The following is a 24,317-nucleotide window of genomic DNA, read 5'->3' on the forward strand; positions in this document are numbered from 1 at the left end:
ATGAGAAAGCTCTGCCATGACTTGCAGTTTTTAGTGTGTGGAAGTTGAAGATATATCTGTAAATAAAAGGCCACCTTGTCGGTGGCCTTTTGTATTTTTACCGCTTATTAAGCATAAATCAGTGATTAGAGCTTTGTGATATGCCGATCCCGGTCTGTGAACGAACAAATTGAGGATAAAAACGCTCCCTTTCTTTCTGTCCTTCCAGAGAATTATCGGTGATCGAGAAGAACCAGGTGCCGACAAATGCAACGATCATGGAGAACAATGCCGGATACTCATAAGGATAAATTGGTTTCGCATGTCCCAAAATCTGTACCCAAATCGTAGGTCCAAGAATCATCAGGATCACTGCCGTCAGTAATCCGAGCCATCCCCCAACCATTGCTCCACGCGTTGTCAGTTTCGCCCAATACATCGAGAGTATGATGATCGGGAAGTTGCAACTTGCTGCAATCGAGAATGCTAATCCCACCATGAAGGCAATATTTTGTTTTTCAAACAAAATACCCAATCCGATAGCGACAATACCCAGAATAATCACGGTTACTTTCGACACACGTAATTCATCTTTCTCCGTTGCTTTACCGTCTTTGATTACGCTCGCATAGAGGTCATGAGATACCGCTGAAGCACCTGCCAGCGTTAAGCCGGCGACTACCGCCAGGATCGTGGCGAATGCGACAGCAGAGATAAAGCCGAGGAAGAAGCTACCACCGACGGCATCTGCCAGATGCACAGCGGCCATGTTGTTCCCGCCAAGCAAGATGCCGCTTGCATCTTTGAAAGCCGGATTAGACCCCACCAGCACTATCGCACCAAAGCCAATAATGAAGGTCAGAATGTAAAAATACCCAATAAATCCAGTGGCATAGAACACGCTTTTACGGGCTTCTTTGGCGTCGTTAACGGTGAAGAAACGCATTAAAATGTGTGGCAGACCTGCGGTCCCGAACATCAGCGCAAGACCCAGCGACAATGCCGATATGGGATCAGAGACTAGCCCTCCAGGGCTCATGATCGCGATACCTTTCGGATGGGCTGCGACCGCCTGGGTGAAGAGCGTATTGAAGTTAAAGTTGACGGACTTCATGACCATGACGGCCATAAATGTGGCACCGGCTAACAGCAGGATCGCTTTGATGATCTGAACCCATGTGGTTGCCAGCATGCCGCCGAAGAGGACGTAGAGCACCATCAGGATCCCAACCAGCACGACAGCCACGTGATAGTTCAGGCCGAACAGGAGTTGAATTAACTTACCGGCACCCACCATCTGAGCAATCAAATACAGAGCGACGACAACCAGTGAACCGCAGGCAGAAAGTACGCGGATAGGCTTCTGTTTAAGGCGGTAAGATGCCACATCTGCGAAGGTATATTTGCCCAAATTACGCAGACGTTCGGCGATCAGGAACAAAATGATCGGCCAGCCAATCAGGAAACCGATGGAGTAAATTAATCCGTCGTAACCTGAGGTATACACCAGCGCGGAGATCCCGAGGAAAGAAGCCGCAGACATAAAGTCCCCGGCAATTGCCATACCGTTCTGCAACCCGGTGATCTTACCGCCTGCAGTGTAATAATCCTGACGAGAACGGGTTCGTTTGGAGGCCCAATAGGTGATGTACAGCGTGGCGCCAACGAAGAGCAGGAACATCACAATCGCTTCAATATTGAGAGGCTGAGCCTTCACTTCGCCGGAAATACCTTCTGCAGCGAATACGCTAAAAGGAAAGGTCAGAGATAACAACAGAAGCAGGGAACCACGGCGAGCACTCATGGCTGCACCTCGCGGACGATGTCTGCTGTCAGCCGGTCAAATTCACCATTTGCGCGAATAACATAAATACCGGTGAGTATGAAAGAAATCACAATCAATCCGACGCCGACAGGAATGCCCCGCGTAATGGTGGCCCCTTCATACAAGGGCGTTCCCAGCCATTGCGGGTCGAATGCGATCAATAAAATAAAGGCGACGTACATGACCAGGGTAATACCTGAAAGCAGCCAGGCAAAACGGCTGCGCTTTTGCACCAGCTCCCTGAAACGCGGATTACTTACAACTCTCTGATAAATGAGATCATTCATCTCAGTGACTCCTTTGAGGCATTGATAGAGTTCACCGCGCCAGGGCGGTGAAAATTACGACGGCACTTTCATTGATTGTTTTTCTTCCAACAGTTTCTCGACAACGCCCGGATCCGCCAGCGTTGAGGTATCTCCCAGATTGCTTGTGTCACCGGCTGCAATTTTGCGCAGAATACGTCGCATAATTTTGCCGGAACGGGTTTTTGGTAAAGAATCCGTCCAGTGAAGAATGTCCGGGGTGGCAATCGAACCAATCTCCTTTCGCACCCAGTTTCTGACTTCCGTATACAGCTCAGGGGAAGGTTCTTCGCCATGATTCAGCGTGATGTAAGCGTAAATTGCCTGACCTTTAATGCTGTGCGGGATGCCAACAACTGCGGCTTCTGCAATTTTAGGATGAGAAACAAGCGCAGATTCAATCTCTGCCGTGCCCAAACGGTGGCCAGAAATGTTCAGAACATCATCCACGCGGCCGGTTATCCAGTAGTAACCGTCTTCATCACGGCGGGCACCATCTCCGCTGAAATACATGTTTTTGAAAGTGGAAAAGTAGGTTTGCTCGAAGCGTTCATGGTCACCAAACAGAGTGCGTGCCTGACCAGGCCATGAATCGGTGATCACCAGATTGCCTTCGCAAGCGCCTTCCTGAGGCACGCCCTCGTTATCCACCAGCGCAGGTTGTACGCCGAAGAAAGGACGCGTGGCGGAACCGGCTTTCAGTTCAGTCGCACCAGGCAACGGCGTGATCATGAATCCGCCGGTTTCGGTTTGCCACCAGGTATCGACAATCGGGCACTTACTGTTCCCGATAGTTTTGTAATACCACTCCCAGGCCTCCGGATTGATCGGTTCCCCGACGGAGCCCATGATCCTCAGCGATTCGCGGCTGGTGCCTTCAATAGCTTTATCCCCTTCAGCCATCAGTGCACGAATTGCCGTGGGTGCGGTATAAAGAATATTCACTTTATGTTTATCAATAACCTGCGCCATGCGCGCCGGTGTCGGATAATTTGGCACTCCTTCGAACATCAGGCTTATCGCCCCACAGGCCAGCGGGCCATAGAGTAAATAGCTGTGGCCGGTTACCCAGCCGACATCAGCGGTACACCAGTAAATGTCGCCGTCATGGTAGTCAAAGGTGTACCTGAAGGTCAGTGCGGCATAAACAAGGTAACCGCCGGTGGTATGCAGTACGCCTTTCGGTTTGCCGGTGGAACCTGAGGTATAGAGGATGAAGAGCGGGTCTTCGGCATTCATTTCTTCGGCCGGGCAGTCTGCCGGGACGCCTGAGATCGCGTCATGCCACCAGATATCACGTCCTTCCTTCCATTCACCCTGTTTGCCGGTGCGTTTGAAAATAACGGAGTGAGTCACCGTCGTGACGGAAGGATTTTTCAGAGCGTCATCTACGTTTTGTTTCAGCGGAATGGTTCTGCCTGCACGCAGACCTTCATCCGCAGTGATCACGACTTTAGCGCTTGAATCTACAATGCGTCCCGCCACGGCTTCCGGTGAGAAGCCCGCAAAAATCACAGAATGCACGGCACCAATACGGGCACAAGCCAGCATTGCCACCGCCGCTTCCGGCACCATAGGCATATAGATAGCCACGACGTCGCCTTTCTTAACGCCCAGATTTTTCAGCACATTCGCGAACTGACAGACGTCATGATGCAGTTGTTTGTAGGTGACGTGCTTATTTTCAGCGTTGGGGTCATCGCCTTCCCAGATTAATGCGGTCTGATCGCCTTTCTCTGCCAGATGACGATCCAGACAGTTGGCGGCGAGATTCAGAGTACCGTCCTCAAACCAGCGAATATCGATATTTCCCGGCGCGAAAGAGGTGTTCTTCACTTTTGTGAAAGGTTTAATCCAGTCGAGAACTTTCGCCTGTTCTCCCCAGAATGCCTGCGGATCTTCTACAGACTGTTGATAAAACTGCTGATATTTCTCAGGTGTGATCAGGGTACGTTCTGCAACAGAGGCAGGAATAGGATGCTTGTAAACATGGCTCATGGTTTTTCTCCTTTGATTTGTTAATGATATGTCAATCAAAGGTTAAGTGTAGTTTGCGTCAGGCCTTTGTTTGCTTTTTGGGTGTCAGATCACGCAAGTCGCGCTAAACCGGCAAGACATTGGCAAGGCCGCTGCGGTACATGCCACATAAATAGACAATATAAGCGTGATCTTTTAATGGCCTGCGGCAGTAAAAACCGCTGAAAAATATCCTTACTCATGAAGTCGCATTAATAATGAAATAAGAAAGAAGCCGAATATGATCTCTGCCGAAATAGGGAATATTCCTGACAAGAAAGTTTTTTGACCTGCATGAAGGTTTTTCCGACATCTGACCCCAAAAATGTATCAATGCCGGTTAGAAAGTGAAAATGATTTAGATTAAAAGTAAATATTTGGTTAAATAAAGCTTAATCTGACACATTAACCGAAGTGATTTGCCTTCATGGCGTAACATTTAATGTTAATAATTTTTACCTATAAGTTAATTTCCCTTCATAAAGATGAGATTTAAATATTAATGTAAGACTAAAGTTCTTAATATTTGCATTATGCAAATTATTATAACGTTAAAAAGCAAATATCAGTATATTGATCTGGCAAGAGAGGGGTGCTCTCTTCGGTACAGCGAAAAATATCGCTTAATAGCTTATGGCTTAATAACTACCGTTAAAATCTCAAGGACAAATTATGTTTAACGCCAAGAACAAGACACTGATTATTGCTTTATCTGCCTTTATTTCTGCTTCAGCTTTTGCAGAAGATGCGACCGGAACGCCTCCTGTGGGTGCCGACCAGGGCTCAGGCCGTATTCATTTCACCGGAACCGTGATTAATGCGCCATGCTCAATTGCTGCAGGCGATGAAGACATTAATGTCAATATGGGCCAGGTCGCGAATAAAGTATTAGAAAGCGGTAATAAATATTCTCAGAACGTTAACTACACCATCCATCTGCAAGATTGTAACCTGACCGCGCAAACCGCGGGTTCAGTTGAGTATCCGGCTATGTCTAAAGTGGCGGTTTCCTTTGCCGGTACGCCAGACAGCAGTGCCACTGAATTGCTGGCAAACACTGGCAGCGCGAAAGGCGCGGGCATCCGTTTAATTGATGCCAACGGTGACTTGCTGAAAGTGGGTGATACCTCCAAAGACATCAATCTGGTCACCGGTAACAACGAGCTGGTCTTTGCTGCGCGTGTGGAAGCGAATACTCAGCCGGTTTCAACCGGTACGATCGTTTCTCAGGCTACTTACGCGCTGAATTATAAGTAATCGTCTTTTTTATTAAGGGGAGTTTTCTCCCCTTTATTTTCAGGTGCATCGGGGTTCCGTGCTGGATCTATAAAAATAAAAAAGTGGCGTAATTATGTTGTTTGCCTTGGACAGAGCGTCAGCAGTAAAGAGGATCACTTCAGGGTGTATTTTCCTCTTCTCAGGATGCCTTATTTCAATCAAAAGCTTCGCGGTAGAGTTTAACGTTAACTTTATTGATTCTGCTGATCGTAATAATGTCGATCTCTCACGCTTTCAGACTGCAAATTACATCGCCCCCGGAGAATACCTGTTAGATGTGGTATTGAACGGCCGTACCCTGGGCGATCAAAGCCTCATAAAATATATTCCGACAGACGATAGTTCTGTTAACAACCAGAACAGCCGTTTGTGCATACCGCCATCACTGGTCGATAAATTCGATCTGACCCCGGCTGCGCGGGAAAAACTTACACTCTGGCATCAGGGCCAGTGCACTTCTCTGGATCAGCAGAAGGAAGTGACTGCGCGTTACGATCAGGAAAAACAAACGCTGAATATCAGCATTCCGCAGGCCTGGTTAACCTTTCATGATGAAAACTGGGTGCCACCCTCGCAATGGGATGAGGGCGTGAATGGCGCGTTACTCGATTACAACCTGCTGGGCAGTAAATATATGCCACAGCAAGGAGACAGCTCGACCAGCGTCAGCAGTTACGGGACCACCGGTTTCAATCTGGGGCCGTGGCGGGCACGCGCGGATTATCAATATTCAGCCTCACGCACCTCTGGCAGCCCGGCTAACGATAAATTTACCTGGACGCAGACCTACCTGTTTCGCGCGCTGCCTTCCATTGGTGCGCGTCTCACCGCCGGCCAGACTTATTTCAATTCCGATATCTTTGATTCATTTCGTTTTATCGGGGCTTCTGTGAACAGCGATCAGCGAATGCTGCCGCCATCCCTGCGCGGTTATGCACCGCAGGTCACGGGTATTGCAAAAACCAACGCCAAAGTGAGTATCAGTCAGAATGGCCGTGTGATTTATCAGACGAACGTTTCTCCGGGGCCGTTCGTGGTTCAGGATCTGACAGAAGCTGTGCAGGGCGCGCTGGACGTAAAGATTGAAGAGGAAAATGGCAGCGTCACAACCTATCAGGTGACGACCGCGACCATTCCGTTCCTGACCCGTAAGGGCCAGGTGCGCTTCAAGACCGCGATGGGCAAACCGACAACCGGCAACAATAACCGCGTTTTACAGCCAGGCTTTTACAGCGGTGAAATGTCGTGGGGCGCGTTGAATGATTTCTCGTTGTACGGCGGGCTGATTTCGACCACCGGTAATTATCAGGCGCAGGCACTGGGCGTCGGGCAAAATCTGCAAAAACTGGGCGCAGTGTCTTTCGACGTGACGCGTTCATCGGCAACGGTTCCGGTGGCGGGCAGGCAGACGGGTTTCAGTTATCGCGCTAACTATTCGAAGCGTTTTGATTCCACTGGCAGCCAGATCACCTTTGCCGGCTATCGTTTTACTGAAAAAACCTTCATGTCGTTCAGTCAGTATCTCGACAAAGTGAATGGCGACGGCCATTCCCGCGACGATAAACAAACCTACACCGTGACTGCCAACCAGTATCTGCCGTGGCCGGCGATCACCCTGTATCTGTCAGCCACGCACAAGGTTTACTGGAACGAAAATCCAAGCAACAACTACAGCGTGTCGGTGAGCAAAATTTTTGATATCGGACGCTTCACCGGTATTTCAGCCACCTTCTCGGCCAGTAAGCTGAAATACCGGGATACCGATGAAAACCAGATGTTCCTGTCATTCAGCCTGCCGCTCTCTTCCGGGCAACAGGTCAGCTACGACGCACAACAAGATTCGCAGGGCGGTTTCTCGCAAACCGCGTCGTATTACAACAGTCAGGATCCAAATAACACCTGGCGCGTCGGCGCAGGGGGTAGCAGCCCTGATCTGCAAAAAGGCGATGGTGTCTTCCGCGCCAACTATCAGCACATGTCGCCTTACGGCCAGTTTGGTGTGAACGGCAGCGTCAAAAATAACGATTACCGGTCGGTGAACGCCAACTGGTATGGCTCGATGACGGCGACGGCGGCTGGCGCGGCGTTGCACCAGAGCAGCGCGGGCAGTGAACCGCGAATGATGGTGTCCACCGGCGTAAAAGGTATTCCAATCAGCGACGGTGCGTCGGTCACCAATGATTACGGCATCGCCGTGGTGAACGGCGTATCCAGCTATCAGACCTCCGATATCCGCGTCGATGTGAACCATTTACCGGATGACGTAGAGGTGTACAGCTCGGTGGTCAGTAAGACACTGACAGAAGGGGCGATTGGTTTTCGCAAAATTCGTGCGATCAAAGGTGAACGTCTGATGGCGGTGATCCGTCTGGCCGACGGCAGCCACCCGCCCCTGGGGGCTTCTGTCACCGACAACAGTTCCGGGTTTGAAGCGGGGCTTATTGGCGATGGCGGGCTGGCCTACCTGGCCGGGGTTTCCGGGGAGAAATCGCTGACCGTACGCTGGGGAGATGAAAACCAGTGCCGCATTCAGGTGCCATCAGACACCGCAACGCAAAGCGGCCAGGTGTTATTACCGTGCACCTGAGCGCGCAAACAACCATGAAACAGAGCTAATCAGCAAAGGAATGACCGGATGAAGAACCTGATATTACGATTCAGTGGCGCACTACTCATGCTAACCGGAGTGCTCCAGCCGGTGCTGGCCGCCGTGAATCTCGACCGGACACGCATCATTTATAACGCCAGCGATAAGTCTGTCAGCGTAATGCTTGAAAACCAGAGCAAGGATTTACCTTATCTGGCGCAGGTCTGGCTGGAGAATGCACAGGGCGAAAAAATCACGTCGCCCCTGGTGGCGCTGCCGCCGATGCAACGCATTGATGCCGGTCAGAAGAGTCAGATCCGTATCTTGCAGTTACCCGAGGCGGCCGCACTCCCTAAAGACCGTGAGTCGTTGTTTTATTTTAACGTGCGAGAAGTGCCGCCAAAGAGCGAGATGGCCAACGTCATGCAGGTGGCGATTCAAAGCCGGGTGAAATTGTTCTTCCGCCCTGCTGAATTACGCAAGCTGATAAAGGGCAACTGGCAGGAGCAGCTTCAGATAAGCCGTCTCAATGACGGGCTGAAACTGACGAACCCCACGCCGTTCTATATCACCGTCGGGTATTTGGGCAAAGACAACAAAGGCAACGTGCCGGGTTTTGACAGCGTCATGCTGGCGCCGTTTGCCACAGAATCACTCACCGGCAGTCAGTATGTCAGTGCCGCTTACAGCATCGGTTATATGGACGACTACGGCGGCCTGCAGATAAATCAGTACACGTGTACCGCCATGCAATGTCAGCGCATCAGCAAGGATGCCAAAAAATAACCCCAGTGCGAACTCTGTGTGAATGAGCCGGTTTATCTGAAAGGTAGGGAGAGTTATGCCTGAAATTTATGAATTAGTCCGGGTGCGGGTGACGCTATTCCTCCTGCTGTGCCTGTTTTCCGGCAGTGCGCTGGCACTCGATTGCGTGGAAAAAGGCACCGGCATAGTGGATAAACCGGCCATTCCGGTCGGCCAGCTGGCGATCCCCGCTAACGTACCTGTCGGCACTAAAATTTGGGAATCGAACGACATTAATGTGACGGCCTATTGCGACAATGTGCTCGGCTCGATCATTGACGTCGTCCATTTCTACTTCAACCCAAAATCCCAGTCGATTGGTGAAGGGTTGCTGCTGGGTGTGAGTTATAACGGGCAGGATTTGGAGCAAAACGAGCAGCGCCTGAGCACCAACAGCGCGCCCATCAAAAGAGGGCAGAACGTCACGGTGAATGTCACGTTCCGCTTGTACATCAAAGTCAGCGGTAATGCGCCTTCCAGCGGGCATTATCAGGGAGCCGATCAGTTCACGGTATTCCAGCTCGACGGCAGCAGAGGCATCAACAAATCACCGGGGGCTAAAAACCTCAAATACAACCTCTCGGGATTACAGGGGATCCGTTTTCTGGCCTGCGGTTCAGATTTGAAGGTTTACCCGGAATCGCAGATCGTTGATTTTGGCGCGATTCAAAGCACCACGCTTTCGCGTTCCTCCGGGATTTCTCTGCCCTTTGCTATCAAGGCGGTGAAGCAGGGATGTCTGGATAACTTCTCACTTCAGGCCGAATTCTCAACGGCCAGTCCTTTACTTGATAACACCGCCATTGACCTGTCGAACGGCGCGAAGCTGATGCTTTATAACGAGAAAGAACAGGCGATTACCTTCAATCGCTACGACAACTTTGCTGAACTGAACAACGTCAATGAAGTCACCAAAAACTTCACAGCAAAACTCAGCGCGATACCCGGGAAAACACTTTCACTTGGGCAGTTTGACGCGTCAGTGATCGTCAAGATCAACTATTACTGACCTATTTCAGTACAGGGAGAACGACATGTTTAGAACCGCCAAGCTGCGCGCGCAAGCGCTGGAAGAACCGGTTTACTCAGCACAGGCACCGGAACTCATAGCCGAAACTCAGATTCACGCGATGCTGCAAACCCTGCGGGAAGATGCGGGGTTGAGTAAAACCGAGCTCGCCAGGCGTCTCGGCGTGACGCCTCCGGCGATCACGCGCCTTGAAAAGCGTCCGGCGCAGGCCAGCTTTAACACCCTGACACGTTATGCGCAGGCCTGCGGCTTCCATCTTTACCTGTATTACAAATAACTCAGAGATCGTTTTTAAACACGCACATGGTCAGCGGTGACTGGTTGCTCTCGATCAACATGGTGTTGTCATCGTATTTCTTGAGCACCAGCGTGTCAGTCTGGCCCGCCATAAAAAAACTGTTCATCAATAAAAGTGAGGACATCTTCCAGTCCATATTATCAACGCTGTCGGTATTTATTTGGGTACTGGTAAGTGAGTAGGTGTTAGTGTATTTACTCTCATGCACATAACGATAATAAATATTCCTAAGGATCGTTTTTCGCTCAATCACCTTACCGCTGCGATCATACAAATACCCCGTGCCGCTGAGAGAGATCAAGATTTTATTATTGTCGAGAAAACTAAAGTAGAAGGATGTCGTCATCCGTGCCCGTTGATCATCATAAAGGGCGTCAACAATCATATTTCCCCGGCAGGAGGTGTTGACAGGAAAGGCGGCTTTATCATTCTTCAATAAATTGCCGTATATAACTATGCCAGGCAATAACCCAACCAGTAATAATGTAAGCAGAATGTTCTGCAGACCGGGCGATGGCCATTTTTTAAAACTGATCATGCGTTGTCCTGTCATTTGCATAATAGCTGATGCAAATGTTGATGTTATGCGATTCATTAGTGCTGCACTGCGCCATAAAGTCACGAACTGATCCTGTATCAACAGGCGTAATGAATTGCTCACTTTGAAATATGAAAATATTTCCGGGAGAGCAGAGGATTTTTTGTTTCATCATAAAGGTTTGTGCCAGTTGGAGGAACTCCGCCTTTCTGGCGCCGGAAACTGGCGCAGTAGAGTAGAGTTCACAGGCACCGATGTTAGCTACCAAAAGCTTCGCTTTAGGATCAATCATCACGCTGTGTAAAATATACAGCCCCCAGGTTGTCAGAATAATCAACGTAAAAATACTGATAATTAAGTATATTTTACGATGTTCTTTATGCATGGCCGCGAATTTTGGCTCCTGAACTTCTGATGTTTCAGGTACTGAAGGTGCCGTTTCATGCAGGGTGACAGGGGGTTCAGGCGCACTGAACGCTTCCTCCGGCAGTAAAGTGTCTTTTTCCTGTGGCAGCTCCAGCCCCGACTGCAGCGTAATAGTCGTTTCTTTTTTGATGATAAAACCGACCTTAGGCACAGTGACGATGAATTCATCGACATAACCCAGTGTGGAAATCACTTTACGTAATTTGCTGATGCAATGATTGAGGTTATTATTACTGGCTGTCAAACCATAGTCATCCCATACTTTTTTAAAGAATGTTTCACGCTGTACAACGGTACCCTGTTGCTCAATTAACAGGGATAATATTCTCCGCGCAGGATTGGATACCGTGATGTTACTTTCAGCGTCGCTCAGTAATGAAAGTGAGTTATCCTCCGGATTAAAGACTATTTGATTTTCAATCAGATAAATCATATGCATCCCTTTCTCCCTGTCTTGAATATCCTGAATTTTCACTGCATCAGGTAATTAAGTGCCATTATGCTGTTGTCATTTGCCTTTATATACCGTGAGTACGGCCAGCCAGTATAAACCCGTTCTATTAATGAAATAGAATTGCGTCCGAATAGTTTACACGTGACCTGAGATAAGTCTTAACGACATAACATATTTTTTTGGCGGGACGATATTGTGATAAAAGCTATAAATCACGTACGGAATTTTAGTAGTGCGTGATTTATCAGGACCAGGGAGAGGGCATGACGGGGGGATATGGTGTTGTTACGCAGAGCAAATGCCATAAACCTCAGAAAGCAAAAAACCCGCCATAGGCGGGTTTCTTTAAACAGGGTGCCCGGACCCGGACAAAGGCGCGCAGCGTCTTTGAGCAGCGCTTGCGCTGACCCCGCAGGGGTGAGTCTCAGTATGAGACGAATAATCGAACGCAGTTCGATGGAGAGTCCGTATCTCAGAAAGCAAAAAACCCGCCATAGGCGGGTTTCTTTAAATATGGTGCCCGGACTCGGAATCGAACCAAGGACACAGGGATTTTCAATCCCTTGCTCTACCGACTGAGCTATCCGGGCAACGGGGCGCATTAAACCGTATTGGGCATGTGCCGTCAACGGCTTTGTCATCTAAAACACATAAAACGCGTTTGTTTGCTGGCTTTTCATTCAAAAACTATCAAATTCCCTGTTTTGCCGATCAGAAAATCAGGAAAGTGCGCCATGTTCGCGACAACGTGCAATATTCAAAACGTCTTCTGCCAGCCTGCGGGCGACTTCCACGTCGTTAAGCTGACGTTTGACCAGCAGTTTGCTCAGGCAACCTTCGAGGATCAGCTCCATCTGCTGGGCCACCATCTCGGCATCATCGGAGCCCATCTCTTGCAGCAGCGACAGCGTGTACTCATAGGACGCGAGTTTCTGTTGCTGTGCTAACTGATGAATTGGCATATCGCTGTCAGGAAAAAGCGTGCAGGCAGCGATAAACAGGCATCCCGGATAGCGCTGCTGACGAACTTGCTCATCCAGCACTTTATAACGGGCCAGTAACTTCTGCGATGCGCTGAGAGACTCGTCCAGCATCAGCTGGCGGCGCCAGACGTCAATTTGTTCACCGTGATAGCGCAGGCTGTCGTAGAGCAACGCTTCCGCATCTGGCCAGAAACGGCGTAACTCATTGAGCGGAACATCGACCCTTTCGGCGACGTATTCCAGTGACATGGTTGCAAGGCCACGTTGTTCCAGGATATTTAAGGTTTGATCAAGAACTTGTTCGCGTAGCACGTTTGCCTCCTCGCAATTCGCGTCATTCAAAAACCAGTGTCGTTTAATGACGGGCTTTCTGCAAATGCGCGGTGAATTCCGCTGCATTCATAAATCCGGTAACTCTGGATTGCGGCAATTCTCTGCCATCAGGGCCGAAGAATAAAATCGTAGGCAATCCCAGCACTTCCAGGCGTTTGAGCAACGCCTTTTGTTCCGGCGAATTTTTGGTGACATCTGCCTGAAGCAGTAAGGTATTCGCCAGTTCATGCTGCACGTCTGGCGCAGAGAACGTATATTTTTCAAACTCTTTGCAGGCGACACACCAGTCTGCATACAAATCCAGCATCACGCGTTTGCCCTGAGCACCCTGAAGAGCCGCATTGAGTTCATCCACGTTGTGGATCTTCTGAAAACTCAGTGCGTGTTGTGGCGCGGTACTGCTTGCGGCGGGGGCAAAAGCCCAGTCCTGTAACGGACGGCTGACCACCAGCGCGGCCGCGAGGAAGACCAGTTGCAGGACCCGGAACACGCCGCGCTGGCTTTTCAGGCAAAGCACAAAGGCCCAGCCAAAGAACGCGATGCCGAGCAGGCTCCATAAACGCAGCCCCCACACATCACCGACCACACGCTCAAGCAGGAAGACTGGCAGCGCCAGAATCACAAAACCAAAGCCTTCTTTGACGTTATTCATCCAGGGGCCGCTGCGTGGCAGCAGTTTGTTGCCAAACAGGGTCACGATAATCAGCGGGATGCCCATGCCCAGCGCATACAGATACAACGTGCCTGCACCGGCCAGAAGATTACCGCTCTGGGCGATATACAACAAAATGGCGCTCAGCGGCGCGGTGGTGCAGGGTGAACAAATCAGCCCGGCCAGCGCACCCATAATAAAGACGCCGGGCAGCGAGCCGCCTTTTTGTTCATTACTCCACAACGCCAGCCGGGTCTGTAATGAAGAAGGAAGTTGCAGGCTGAAGGTGCCAAACATCGACAGTGCCAGCGCGATGAACATCACCGACAGCACAATCAGCACCCACGGACTTTGTAATGCGGCCTGGAATTGCAGACCGGCAGCGGCCACTGCCATGCCGAGCAACGTGTAGGTCAGCGCCATGCCCTGAACGTAAATCAGCGACAGCATGAAAATTCGCTTCATGCTGTGAGGACGCTGTCGGCCAAGAATAATGCCGGAGATCAGCGGATACATCGGTAATACGCAAGGTGTAAAAGCAATGCCGATGCCAATCAACAACGCCCACAGCGGCGAGAACGGCAGTGGTGTGCTGTGCGGCGCGGGCGTGGCGACGACAGGCGCTGCGTCGATCACCGGCGGGCTGGCGGGTGGCGCATCCGTCACCTCGCTGACCGGCACTTCGCGGGTTTCCGGCGGATAACAAAATCCAGCAGCGGCACAGCCCTGATAGGTCACGCGTACCGTGGCGTCGGCGCTGGCCTGTCGCAAAGGGACGGTGATGTGCAGAGCCTTTTCATAGACTTCGCTGTCACCGAAAAACTCATCGTGATGCTCACGCCCTTTCGGCAGGAAGAACGCAGCGAGATCGGCGTTCTTCGGTTCCAGCTCAATTTTGCTGCGGTATAAATAATACCCGTCACGGATTTGCCAGTTCAGCTTGAGGTCGTGACCCTGCTGCTGGAAGTCAAAGCTGAACGCCTGATCCACGGGCACAAACTGCGGTGCTGCGGGCTGACTGAATAATGATGCCTGAGCCTGCAGCGGCGCGATGCACAGGCTGCAGAGCAGGAAAAAAATACGAAAAATGCGGTGATCCATGCGGAATTCAAGTCTCTTTGTCGCGGCGCAGACACTCAGCCGCTGGGTGATTCGACAGAAGATGCGGACGGCTTCATGCCGTGGCGCGATTAGGAGTAATGAGTATACCCCGCGCCATCGTTGAGCAGAAAGTCTTGCGGATATTTTACAAATATCAGAAGGGGAGCGGATGGCGGGGGCCGGAGCCCCCGCTTAAGGTCAGAGGATAACGCTGCCGAGGCCAAATGCGAACAGCACCGACAGGAAGACGCCCACAGTGCCTGGAATAAAGAACGGATGGTTGAACACGAAGCGCCCGATGCGGGTGGTGCCGGTGTCATCCATCTGCACGGCCGCGACGAGCGTCGGGTAGGTCGGCAGAATAAACAGGCCAGAAACGGCTGCAAACGATCCGACGGCAGTCAGCGGAGACACGCTCAGCGCCAGTGCCATCGGCAGCAGGGCTTTGGTGGTCGCCGCCTGAGAATAGAGCAACGCAGAACTGAAGAAGAAAATCACAGCCAGCAGCCACGGGTGTGCCTGAATAATGCTGCCTGCTGTTTCTTTGATCCAGCCAAGATTCGCCTGCACGAAGGTATCGCCCAACCACGCCACGCCGAGGATACAAATACAGGCGCTCATTCCCGCTTTAAACGTGCCGGAAGTCAGGATCGAATCGGTATCAACCCGGCACAGCAGGGTGATTAATGTTGCCACGCTGAGCATGATGATCAGAATCGCGCTGGTGGTGGTCATCAGCGGTGTGGCGACCAGCCCGAGGCTCGGACTGTTAATCACCGCGTAACCGACCACGGATAAAACACCGAGCAGGAACAACATCACAGAGAGTTTTGCCCGTGGTTTGATTTCGACAATGCTGTCGCCACGCAGCGTCACCAGCCCTTCTTCGTAACGCTTCAGATAGACCGGATCGTTAGACAGTTTGGAGTCAAAGCACCAGGTGACCATCAGAGACATCACGATAACGGCCGCCAGTGTCGAAGGGATCATCACCATCAGAAGGTGCAGATAGCTGACGCCATGGTCTTCCATCACCGATGACATATACACCACCGCCGCTGAAATAGGAGACGCCGTGATCGCAATTTGCGCTGCCACCACCGCGGTGGATAAAGGACGTGAAGGTTTGATGCCTTGCTCTTTGGCGACTTCAGAAATTACCGGTAACGCCGAGAGGGAAATGTTGCCTGTTCCTGCGAGGATGGTCAGGAAGTAGGTGACGATGGGGGCGAGCAGAGTGATGTGTTTCGGGTTGCGGCGCAGCAGTTTCTCGGTTTGCTGAACCAGATAATCCATGCCGCCTGCGACCTGCATGGTCGAGATGGCGGCGATAACAGCCATAATGATGGAGATGACGTCGAAGGGGATGGAGCCCGGTTTTACGCCGATCATGGCGAGCACCAGTACGCCGAGTCCACCCGCGAAACCAATCCCGATGCCGCCTAATCGCGCCCCGAGAAAGATCGCCAACAGTACAATAATGAGTTCGATGATTAACATGGTTGTCCGTCCATTTTTCCCGTATTCCTTAAGGAATTGATAATTATTTGTTATGTAATTGTTGTGTCGTGCAAAGTAAAAAGGCCCGCTGTTCCGCAGAACAACGAGCCTTTAAAAGGTCAGTGATGGAGCCTGTTACTGTTCATTTTCATCCGTGTAGCGTTTCGCTTTATAAGCCGGGTGTTTAAGATTCTCTATAGAGAAAATATCGTCCAGCTCTGCTTCTGTCAGCAGGCCACGCTCAAGCACCACTTCCCTGACACTCTTGCCGGTTTCTGCACAAATCTTCCCGACAATATCGCCATTGTGGTGGCCGATGAACGGGTTGAGATAGGTGACGATGCCGATAGAGTTGAATACGTAAAATTCACACACTTCTTTATTTGCGGTAATGCCGTTGATGCATTTTTCCAACAGATTGTAACAGGCGTTAGTCAGAATATGAACTGACTCAAACATCGCCTGGCCGATCACCGGTTCCATCACGTTCAGCTGAAGCTGACCGGCTTCTGCCGCCATAGTGACGCAGACGTCGTTACCGATGACTTTAAAGCACACCTGATTAACGACTTCCGGGATCACCGGGTTGACCTTGGCGGGCATGATTGAAGAACCGGCCTGAAGTTCTGGCAGGTTGATTTCGTTCAGGCCAGCGCGCGGGCCGGAAGAGAGCAGGCGCAGGTCGTTACAGATTTTGGAAAGCTTTACTGCCAGGCGTTTCAGGGAGCTGTGAACCATGACGTAGGCGCCACAGTCAGACGTCGCTTCGATCAGGTCTTCGGCCGGAACGCACGGCAGATTGCTGACTTCCGCCAGTTTCTCCACGGCAAGTTGCTGATACCCTTCCGGCGTATTCAGGCGTGTGCCGATGGCCGTCGCACCGAGGTTCACTTCCAGCAGTAACTCGCCGGTGCGGATCAGGTTGCGGGTTTCTTCTTTCAGCAGCACGTTGAATGCGTGGAATTCCTGACCGAGCGTCATCGGTACCGCATCCTGTAACTGGGTACGGCCCATTTTGATGACGTTCTCGAACTCTTTCGCTTTACGCTCGAAGCCGTCGCCGAGTTGGGAAATGGCATCGACCAGTTTCAGCAATGAGGCATACACGGCGATACGAAAACCGGTCGGATAAGCATCGTTAGTGGACTGGCATTTGTTGAGATGATCGTTGGGATTGAGGAACTGATAATCGCCTTTCTGGTGTCCCATCAGTTCCAGACCGATGTTCGCCAGCACTTCATTCGTGTTCATATTTACCGAGGTTCCCGCGCCGCCCTGATAGACGTCGATAGGGAACTGGTCCATGCATTTACCTTTATCAAGCACTTCGTCACACGCCTGAATAATGATGTCGGCAATGTGACGTGGAATTGTGCGCAGCTCTTTGTTTGCCAGAGCGGCCGCTTTTTTCACCATTACCATGCCACGGACAAATTCAGGTACATCGCTGATCTTGGTGTTGCTGATATAGAAGTTTTCAATCGCCCGCAGGGTATGAATGCCGTAATAAGCGTCTGCAGGGACTTCGCGCGTGCCCAGCAGGTCTTCCTCGATACGAATGGTGTTTGACATGAGAACCTTCTCTTCGGTACTAAACGCGTTATGCGATGTTTAAAATTATGTTACTTACCGTGGTAAATTTAAAACGATCAACCGTTGTTTTGGCAACGAAGGCGATCATATGCTGCTTCAAACGAATTGCACGTACTAAGATCACTATCCTGCCCTATTGTTGTGCATGTATTTTTGTATCTGTGAGAATTCTCACAAATCATTTAGTTGCTCAATTAAATCAGGTCTGGCGCTTGAAATCATTGGGATGGAGCACCATCTCAGTGTAGTCAGCCTGTATGCCTTTGATGGCAAAGTTCGTGAGCGGGCCCTCATTCATGGTTGCGGAATGTTCTCTCTGAGAATTTCCGCAACCTTATTACAAGGAGAACGCGGTGCGCTGGTTACCGTTAATCGTATTATTTCTGCTGGCTTACATTGAGATCACCTTATTTATCAAGGTGGCCGCAATCGTCGGCGTTGCTACCACGCTGCTGCTGGTGGTGTTCACCTCTTGCGTGGGTGTCTCTCTGGTGAAAAACCAGGGTATGAAAACGTTTATGCAGTTACAGCAAAAACTGGCCGTGGGCGAAAGTCCGGCGGCGGAAATGGTGAAAAGCGTGTCACTGGTGATTGCAGGTTTTCTGCTGCTGGTGCCCGGGTTCTTTACGGATTTCCTCGGTTTGCTGCTTTTACTGCCTCCGATCCAGAAACGCCTGACGCTGAAACTGATGCCTCATCTGAATATCGTCCGCTCTGGCGGCAACTGGGGTAACAGCGCGCCAACGGGGAATACCTTTGACGGCGAATTCAAGCGCACTGATGAAACGCCGGAGCGTCTGGTTTCTTTAAAAAAAGATGACGACACAGAGCACCGCGATCGCTAATCTCTGTGGCCTTGATTGTTAAAAAATTGTTTTTGACTAGGAAAAACAGGGGGGAAGGGCATTTTTTGCCGGTCTTAATGGCAGGAATGTGAAAGAAAAAGGGAAATTTTTTTCTCTTCTTCCCCTTGAAGGGCGATGTATCGCCCCCATTAAACAAACCACGAGGCCGGGCAGTGTTCTGCCGGGCATTCAACCCTAAAATTGAGTTAGACCCGCTCACAGGAGAGTTATCAATGAAAATTCGTCCATTGCATGACCGCGTTATCGTCAAGCGTAAAGAAGTAGAATCTAAATCCGCTGGCGGCATCGTGTTGACTGGCTCCGCTGCAGGTAAATCTACCCGCGGTGAAATCCTGGCTGTCGGCCATGGTCGCATTCTGGAAAACGGTGAAGTGAAAGCGCTGGACGTGAAAGTTGGCGATATCGTCATTTTCAACGACGGCTACGGCGTGAAAGCTGAGAAAATCGACAATGAAGAAGTGTTGATTATGTCTGAGAGCGACATCCTGGCAATCGTAGAAGCCTGATCCTCGACCCACTTTTTTCTGAACTGAACGAATTGAAGGGAAATTAACAATGGCAGCTAAAGAAGTTAAATTCGGTAATGACGCACGCGTAAAAATGTTGCGTGGCGTAAACATCCTTGCTGATGCAGTAAAAGTGACCCTGGGCCCTAAAGGCCGCAACGTGGTTTTGGACAAATCTTTCGGCGCACCAACCATCACTAAAGACGGCGTGTCCGTTGCACGTGAAATCGAACTGGAAGACAAGTTCGAGAACATGGGTGCACAGATGGTGAAAGAAGTGGCGTCCAAAGCGAACGATGCAGCAGGTGACGGTACCACTACCGCAACTGTTCTGGCACAAGCCATCATCACCGAAGGCCTGAAAGCTGTGGCTGCGGGCATGAACCCGATGGACCTGAAGCGCGGTATCGACAAAGCTGTGATTCACGCCGTTGAAGAACTGAAAAAACTGTCTGTACCTTGCTCTGACTCTAAAGCCATTGCACAGGTGGGTACCATCTCTGCTAACTCCGATGAAACCGTCGGTAAACTGATCGCTGAAGCGATGGAAAAAGTCGGCAAAGAAGGCGTCATCACTGTTGAAGAAGGCACCGGTCTGCAAGACGAGCTGGACGTTGTTGAAGGTATGCAGTTCGACCGCGGTTACCTGTCTCCGTACTTCATCAACAAACCAGAAACCGGTTCAATCGAACTGGAAAGCCCGTTCATTCTGCTGGCTGACAAAAAGATTTCTAACATCCGCGAAATGCTGCCAGTTCTGGAAGCCGTTGCGAAAGCCGGTAAACCACTGCTGATCATTGCTGAAGACGTTGAAGGCGAAGCCCTGGCGACTCTGGTAGTGAACACCATGCGTGGCATCGTGAAAGTTGCTGCGGTTAAAGCACCAGGCTTCGGCGACCGCCGTAAAGCTATGCTGCAGGACATCGCAACCCTGACTGGCGGTACCGTTATCTCTGAAGAGATCGGTCTGGAGCTGGAAAAAGCGACGCTGGAAGACATGGGTCAGGCTAAGCGTGTTGTGATCAACAAAGACACCACCATCATTATCGACGGTGTTGGCGAAGAAGCGACCATTCAGGGCCGTGTTTCTCAGATCCGTCAGCAGATCGAAGAAGCGACCTCTGATTACGATCGCGAAAAACTGCAAGAGCGTGTGGCTAAACTGGCAGGCGGCGTAGCTGTTCTGAAAGTTGGCGCAGCGACTGAAGTTGAAATGAAAGAGAAGAAAGCCCGCGTTGAAGATGCGCTGCACGCAACCCGTGCTGCTGTTGAAGAAGGCGTGGTTGCCGGTGGTGGTGTTGCGCTGATCCGCGTTGCTCACACCCTGGCTGGCCTGAAAGGCGATAACGAAGACCAGAACGTGGGTATCCGCGTTGCTCTGCGCGCGATGGAATCTCCACTGCGTCAGATCGTTGTCAACGCAGGCGAAGAAGCTTCTGTCATCGCTAACAAAGTGAAAGCAGGCGAAGGCAGCTTCGGCTACAACGCTTATACCGAAGAATACGGCGACATGATCGCAATGGGTATCCTGGATCCAACTAAAGTGACCCGTTCTGCTCTGCAGTACGCGTCTTCTGTAGCTGGCCTGATGATCACCACTGAGTGCATGATCACCGACCTGCCTAAAGACGATAAAGTCGATATGGGTGGCGCTGGCGGTATGGGTGGAATGGGCGGCATGGGCGGCATGATGTAATCATCATCCCCCTGCGCTCATCCGCAGGCAGGCGAAATCAGCAGACATTTTTGTTTACTGATTAACCTGCTGAAGAAACCCGGTCTGAAAAGGCCGGGTTTTTTTATTTGACCCTTTTTTGTCAGGTTCAGTAAGATAACTCTCATTGTCGCCGGCCTTTAACGTGTAGACTCGTTTCTGCGTGGTTTTCGGATTTTTACCGATAGCGCGAACTTGGGTATGCGTGGCAACGGATGCCTAAGAGAGCCAGGTGTTTTCTGATAGGCTTTATGTGATTACAAAAACAAATGGGGAAAGTGATGCGGATTAAAATGTTACTGGGCCTGTCAGCTATCGCGCTGCTTGCCGGGTGCAGTACCACTCATCAACTGGATGCTGCAGGCCAGCAGGTGAAATTCACCGACGATAAGCCAGGCGCTGAATGTCAGCTGATCGGCCAGGTAACCGGTGCCCAAAGCAACTGGTTCTCAGGTACCGGTGGTGACGGCAGCTCCATGCGTGGTGCAGCCAACGACCTGCGTAACAAAGCAGCAGCCATGGGCGGCAACACCATTTATGGTGCTAACAGCCCGTCTCAGAACTTCCTGTCCAGCTTTGCACCCGTTGACAGCAAAATGGTCGGCCAGGTTTATAAGTGCCCATAATCGCGCCTTGCGCGTTATGATCGCCTAGAAATAATAAAGGGATGCCATCGGGCATCCCTTTTTGCATTCTCTGGTCGTCGTCAGGACTGCTTCAGACGTAAATCCAGAATCGTTTTGCTTGGCTCGCCGCCAATTTCACGCGTCAGTTTCGGCACCATATAACCCGACACCTGACTCATCAGCCCTTTCATAATGATGCGCGCTTCATCGTCGCTCACCATGAAATGTGCTGCGCCCTGGACTTTATCCAGCACGTGGATGTAGTAAGGCAAAATACCGGCGTCGAACAGCGCATTGCTCAGCGCGGCCAGCACCTCTGCTGAATCATTCACACCACGCAGTAATACGCTTTGATTGAGCAGGGTCACGCCGTGCTTTTTCAGCTTAGCCATACTGGCGCGCAGTGCATCATCAATCTCGTTGGCGTGATTGATGTGCGTCACCATCAGCACCTGCAAACGCGATTGTTCAAGACGCTGACAGAAAGCATCGGTAATGCGGGCTGGGATCACGACCGGTAAACGGGTATGAATGCGCAGACGTTTAATGTGCGCGATCCCTTCCAGTTCGCCGATCAACCAGTCGAGTTCGTGATCCTTTGCCATCAGCGGATCGCCGCCAGAGAAAATAATTTCATCGAGTTCGGGGCATGTACGGATATAATCCAGCGCCTGAACCCAGTTGGCTTTATTCCCCTGGTTATCCTGATACGGAAAATGACGGCGGAAACAGTAGCGGCAGTTCACCGCGCAGCCGCCTTTCACCAGTAGCAGGGCCCGATTGCTATATTTGTGCAACAGACCCGGAACAACGCTGCGTTGTTCATCAAGCGGGTCAGTGGTAAACCCCGGCGCGGCGATAAACTCTTCGCGGGCGGTTAATACCTGAAGCAATAAAGGATCCTGCGGATCGCCCGGTTTCATTCGTGCCAAAAAGGCGCGGGGCACTCGTAGCGGGAACAAACGACGGGCTTCACGCCCTTTTTGCAGCTCTGCATTATCGTTAAGTGCCAGAAGAGTAAGCAGTTCATCCGGGTCTGTAATAACATCGCCGAGTTGATACAACCAATCTTCTCTAAATGGCGTATTTAGGGTTACAATGTTTGCCATTTTTTGGCTAATACCAGTTTAAAATTAGAGGGCCATCATGGCGACTTATTCTAGCAACGATTTCCGTCCGGGTCTTAAAATCATGTTCGAAAGCGAGCCTTACGCTATCGAAGACAGTGTGTTCGTAAAACCGGGCAAAGGTCAGGCTTTCGCACGCGTGAAAATGCGTCGTCTGCTGACCGGTTCACGTGTAGAAAAAACCTTCAAATCTACTGACTCCTGCGAAGGCGCGGACGTGGTAGATACCAACATGACTTACCTCTACAACGACGGTGAGTTCTACCATTTCATGCACCCAGAGACTTTCGAACAACACGGCGTTGAAGCAAAAACCGTGTCTGACGCGTCTAAATGGCTGCAAGACAATGCGGAATGTATCGTCACTCTGTGGGATGGTCGTCCTATCGCGGTACAGCCACCAAACTTCATCGAAGCAGAAGTGGTGGATACTGATCCAGGCCTGAAAGGTGATACAGCGGGTACCGGCGGCAAGCCTGCGACCCTGAGCACCGGTGCCGTGGTTAAAGTGCCATTGTTCGTGCAGATCGGTGAAATTGTTCGTTGTGACACCCGTTCTGGCGAATACGTTTCCCGCGTTAAATAAGGTTCCCTGCTTATTTTGCCGGATGAGAGCTGCCACAGGTAAACGCCTGTTGCAGCTTTCCTGCCTCAACGAATTGAATCGGATATTATTGATCATGTTGAAAAAGATGATGCTTATCGTGGTTTCAGTGATGGCGCTGGCTTCGTTATCCGGCTGCAACACGGTTCATGGTTTTGGTGAAGACATCCAGCATCTGGGTGGGGCGATTTCACGCGCAGGCTGATCCCTTCAGCCTTGTTAACCTTCCATTTCTTTTTTCCAATTTTCTTAAAAGCCTTCCTGATTTCCTGCATTTCCTAAAAGTTAACTACACTTAAAGGGTTGTACTTTACATACTCCTATAGGAAGGAAATTTATATGCTGAAGAAAAGTATCCTCGCTATCTTATCTGTTCTTGTTCTGTCTTCTGCGTTAACCGCCTGCAATACCACGCGTGGCGTGGGTGAAGATGTGTCCGCCGGCGGGCAAGCGATTCAGAAAAGCGCGCAATAGCGGCTGAACGACCTGAAGTAAACTGAAGTCTGCCTGCACATTGATGCAGGCAGTGTTGTTTCTGAAGGGCGGAAAACTTACGGTTGTTTGACCCACACCAGCTTGCTGGTGTCGAAGCCGTATTGTTGCGCGGTTTTCAGCAACTGCTGTTTCACGCTGTCATCCAGCGTTGGGGTGCGTGAAAGGATCCACAGATAACTCTTGTCCGGGCCGCAGACCAGCGCGTAGCGGTAGTCTTTATCCAGCTCGATGACGTTATAACCGCCATAAAACGGACCGAAGAAAGAAACCTTGAGCGCGGCACGCGCTGTCGATCCGGTGAAGTATCCTTTCCCTTCACTTTCCTGCCATTTGTTTTTCTTTGGATTAAATCCACGGTTAATGACTTTAACGCCGCCATCATCGCGCAGGCTGTAGTTCGCGGTAACGCGTTCAAGCCCGCTCTCAAAACTGTGATCCAGTCTGGCAACTTCATACCAGGTGCCGAGATAACGGTTGAGTTCGAAATTATTGACGACTTTGACATCTTTCGGTGGGGTAACGCTGCAGGCGACAGAGAGCAGTGCCGTGACGATGACACCCAGTTTTGACCAGATACGCATAAATATTCCTTCCTTAGGTAAGCATCTAAGTGTAGGTAACATTTGAGAAAAAAGGAAAAGAACAGAGAGGAAAAATCAGCGGCCAGAGAGCAGGCC

The 24,317-nt window shown here is 50.7% G+C and carries 23 protein-coding genes and 1 tRNA gene; 12 read left to right on the forward strand and 12 right to left on the reverse strand.

Going from position 1 to position 24,317, the window contains the following annotated elements; genetic code table 11:
- Positions 1-118 precede the first annotated feature (118 nt).
- The 3 genes from actP to acs are packed head-to-tail and all read right to left on the reverse strand — an operon-like array spanning position 119 to position 4,107.
- Positions 119-1,783, reverse strand: a complete 1,665-nt coding sequence (gene actP / locus J1779_RS03100; RefSeq protein WP_217202861.1) for a cation/acetate symporter ActP — start codon at positions 1,781-1,783, stop codon at positions 119-121.
- Complete coding sequence (locus J1779_RS03105; protein ID WP_056782518.1) at positions 1,780-2,091, reverse strand: DUF485 domain-containing protein; 312 nt, start codon at positions 2,089-2,091, stop codon at positions 1,780-1,782. The genes actP and J1779_RS03105 overlap by 4 nt, the downstream gene beginning before the upstream one ends.
- 54 nt (positions 2,092-2,145) lie before the next feature.
- The gene (acs, locus tag J1779_RS03110; RefSeq protein ID WP_136377142.1) at positions 2,146-4,107 is read right to left on the reverse strand and encodes an acetate--CoA ligase; all 1,962 of its coding nucleotides are present in this window, start codon (positions 4,105-4,107) and stop codon (positions 2,146-2,148) included.
- Positions 4,108-4,797: 690 nt separating this feature from the next.
- Between acs and J1779_RS03115 the strand changes: the two genes are divergently transcribed.
- From J1779_RS03115 to J1779_RS03135, 5 genes are all read left to right on the forward strand, one after another.
- Positions 4,798-5,382, forward strand: coding sequence for a fimbrial protein (locus tag J1779_RS03115; protein ID WP_056782516.1), 585 nt, complete (start codon positions 4,798-4,800; stop codon positions 5,380-5,382).
- 94 nt (positions 5,383-5,476) lie between these two features.
- Complete coding sequence (locus J1779_RS03120) at positions 5,477-7,990, forward strand: fimbria/pilus outer membrane usher protein (RefSeq protein WP_217202862.1); 2,514 nt, start codon at positions 5,477-5,479, stop codon at positions 7,988-7,990.
- A gap of 48 nt (positions 7,991-8,038) precedes the next feature.
- The gene (locus J1779_RS03125; RefSeq protein ID WP_217202863.1) at positions 8,039-8,776 is read left to right on the forward strand and encodes a fimbrial biogenesis chaperone; all 738 of its coding nucleotides are present in this window, start codon (positions 8,039-8,041) and stop codon (positions 8,774-8,776) included.
- A 55-nt stretch (positions 8,777-8,831) separates the two neighbouring features.
- Positions 8,832-9,803 (forward strand): fimbrial protein, encoded by a 972-nt coding sequence (locus J1779_RS03130; protein WP_217202864.1) that lies wholly within the window; start codon positions 8,832-8,834, stop codon positions 9,801-9,803.
- A gap of 25 nt (positions 9,804-9,828) precedes the next feature.
- Entirely contained in the window at positions 9,829-10,101 is a 273-nt protein-coding gene (locus J1779_RS03135) for a helix-turn-helix domain-containing protein (protein WP_056782512.1), read from the forward strand.
- Between the two features lies 1 nt (position 10,102).
- Here J1779_RS03135 and J1779_RS03140 read toward each other — a convergent pair whose 3' ends face one another.
- From J1779_RS03140 to aspA, 7 genes are all read right to left on the reverse strand, one after another.
- A complete protein-coding gene (locus J1779_RS03140) occupies positions 10,103-10,660 on the reverse strand; it encodes a FidL-like protein (protein ID WP_217202865.1) in 558 nt (185 codons plus the stop codon).
- Entirely contained in the window at positions 10,647-11,519 is an 873-nt protein-coding gene (locus J1779_RS03145; protein WP_238485046.1) for a winged helix-turn-helix domain-containing protein, read from the reverse strand. Before J1779_RS03145 ends, J1779_RS03140 begins: the two co-directional genes overlap by 14 nt.
- A 535-nt stretch (positions 11,520-12,054) precedes the next feature.
- A tRNA-Phe gene (locus tag J1779_RS03150) sits at positions 12,055-12,130 on the reverse strand.
- Between the two features lie 129 nt (positions 12,131-12,259).
- A complete protein-coding gene (gene dicD, locus J1779_RS03155; protein WP_056782509.1) occupies positions 12,260-12,835 on the reverse strand; it encodes a division control transcriptional repressor DicD in 576 nt (191 codons plus the stop codon).
- A 43-nt stretch (positions 12,836-12,878) separates the two neighbouring features.
- Positions 12,879-14,609, reverse strand: coding sequence for a protein-disulfide reductase DsbD (locus J1779_RS03160; protein WP_217202867.1), 1,731 nt, complete (start codon positions 14,607-14,609; stop codon positions 12,879-12,881).
- 198 nt (positions 14,610-14,807) lie between these two features.
- Positions 14,808-16,109 (reverse strand): anaerobic C4-dicarboxylate transporter, encoded by a 1,302-nt coding sequence (locus tag J1779_RS03165; protein ID WP_183849990.1) that lies wholly within the window; start codon positions 16,107-16,109, stop codon positions 14,808-14,810.
- Positions 16,110-16,244: 135 nt separating this feature from the next.
- Positions 16,245-17,681 (reverse strand): aspartate ammonia-lyase, encoded by a 1,437-nt coding sequence (gene aspA / locus J1779_RS03170; RefSeq protein ID WP_056782506.1) that lies wholly within the window; start codon positions 17,679-17,681, stop codon positions 16,245-16,247.
- 374 nt (positions 17,682-18,055) lie between these two features.
- Between aspA and J1779_RS03175 the strand changes: the two genes are divergently transcribed.
- The 4 genes from J1779_RS03175 (at position 18,056) to J1779_RS03190 (ending at position 21,414) form a co-directional block, all read left to right on the forward strand.
- On the forward strand, positions 18,056-18,547 hold the full coding sequence (locus J1779_RS03175) for an FxsA family protein (RefSeq protein ID WP_056782505.1): 492 nt from the start codon (positions 18,056-18,058) through the stop codon (positions 18,545-18,547).
- 233 nt (positions 18,548-18,780) lie between these two features.
- On the forward strand, positions 18,781-19,074 hold the full coding sequence (locus J1779_RS03180; protein ID WP_009636718.1) for a co-chaperone GroES: 294 nt from the start codon (positions 18,781-18,783) through the stop codon (positions 19,072-19,074).
- Positions 19,075-19,123: 49 nt separating this feature from the next.
- Positions 19,124-20,770 (forward strand): chaperonin GroEL, encoded by a 1,647-nt coding sequence (gene groL / locus J1779_RS03185; protein ID WP_056782504.1) that lies wholly within the window; start codon positions 19,124-19,126, stop codon positions 20,768-20,770.
- Positions 20,771-21,069: 299 nt separating this feature from the next.
- Complete coding sequence (locus J1779_RS03190) at positions 21,070-21,414, forward strand: DUF4156 domain-containing protein (RefSeq protein ID WP_122096303.1); 345 nt, start codon at positions 21,070-21,072, stop codon at positions 21,412-21,414.
- Positions 21,415-21,494: 80 nt separating this feature from the next.
- On the opposite strand, the gene epmB is transcribed toward J1779_RS03190, so the two are convergent.
- Positions 21,495-22,523, reverse strand: a complete 1,029-nt coding sequence (gene epmB / locus J1779_RS03195) for an EF-P beta-lysylation protein EpmB (protein ID WP_217202868.1) — start codon at positions 22,521-22,523, stop codon at positions 21,495-21,497.
- Between the two features lie 37 nt (positions 22,524-22,560).
- Here epmB and efp point away from each other — a divergent pair, with 37 nt between their 5' ends.
- From efp to J1779_RS03210, 3 genes are all read left to right on the forward strand, one after another.
- Positions 22,561-23,127 (forward strand): elongation factor P, encoded by a 567-nt coding sequence (gene efp / locus J1779_RS03200; RefSeq protein ID WP_056782502.1) that lies wholly within the window; start codon positions 22,561-22,563, stop codon positions 23,125-23,127.
- Positions 23,128-23,221: 94 nt separating this feature from the next.
- Positions 23,222-23,350, forward strand: coding sequence for an entericidin A/B family lipoprotein (locus tag J1779_RS03205; RefSeq protein WP_056782525.1), 129 nt, complete (start codon positions 23,222-23,224; stop codon positions 23,348-23,350).
- Between the two features lie 134 nt (positions 23,351-23,484).
- Complete coding sequence (locus tag J1779_RS03210; protein ID WP_014333643.1) at positions 23,485-23,619, forward strand: entericidin A/B family lipoprotein; 135 nt, start codon at positions 23,485-23,487, stop codon at positions 23,617-23,619.
- 77 nt (positions 23,620-23,696) lie between these two features.
- Here J1779_RS03210 and blc read toward each other — a convergent pair whose 3' ends face one another.
- Positions 23,697-24,221, reverse strand: coding sequence for an outer membrane lipoprotein Blc (gene blc / locus J1779_RS03215; protein ID WP_056782501.1), 525 nt, complete (start codon positions 24,219-24,221; stop codon positions 23,697-23,699).
- Positions 24,222-24,317: the final 96 nt, after the last annotated feature.

Origin of the sequence: Rahnella rivi (assembly GCF_019049655.1) — a bacterium.
Lineage (GTDB): Bacteria > Pseudomonadota > Gammaproteobacteria > Enterobacterales > Enterobacteriaceae > Rahnella > Rahnella rivi.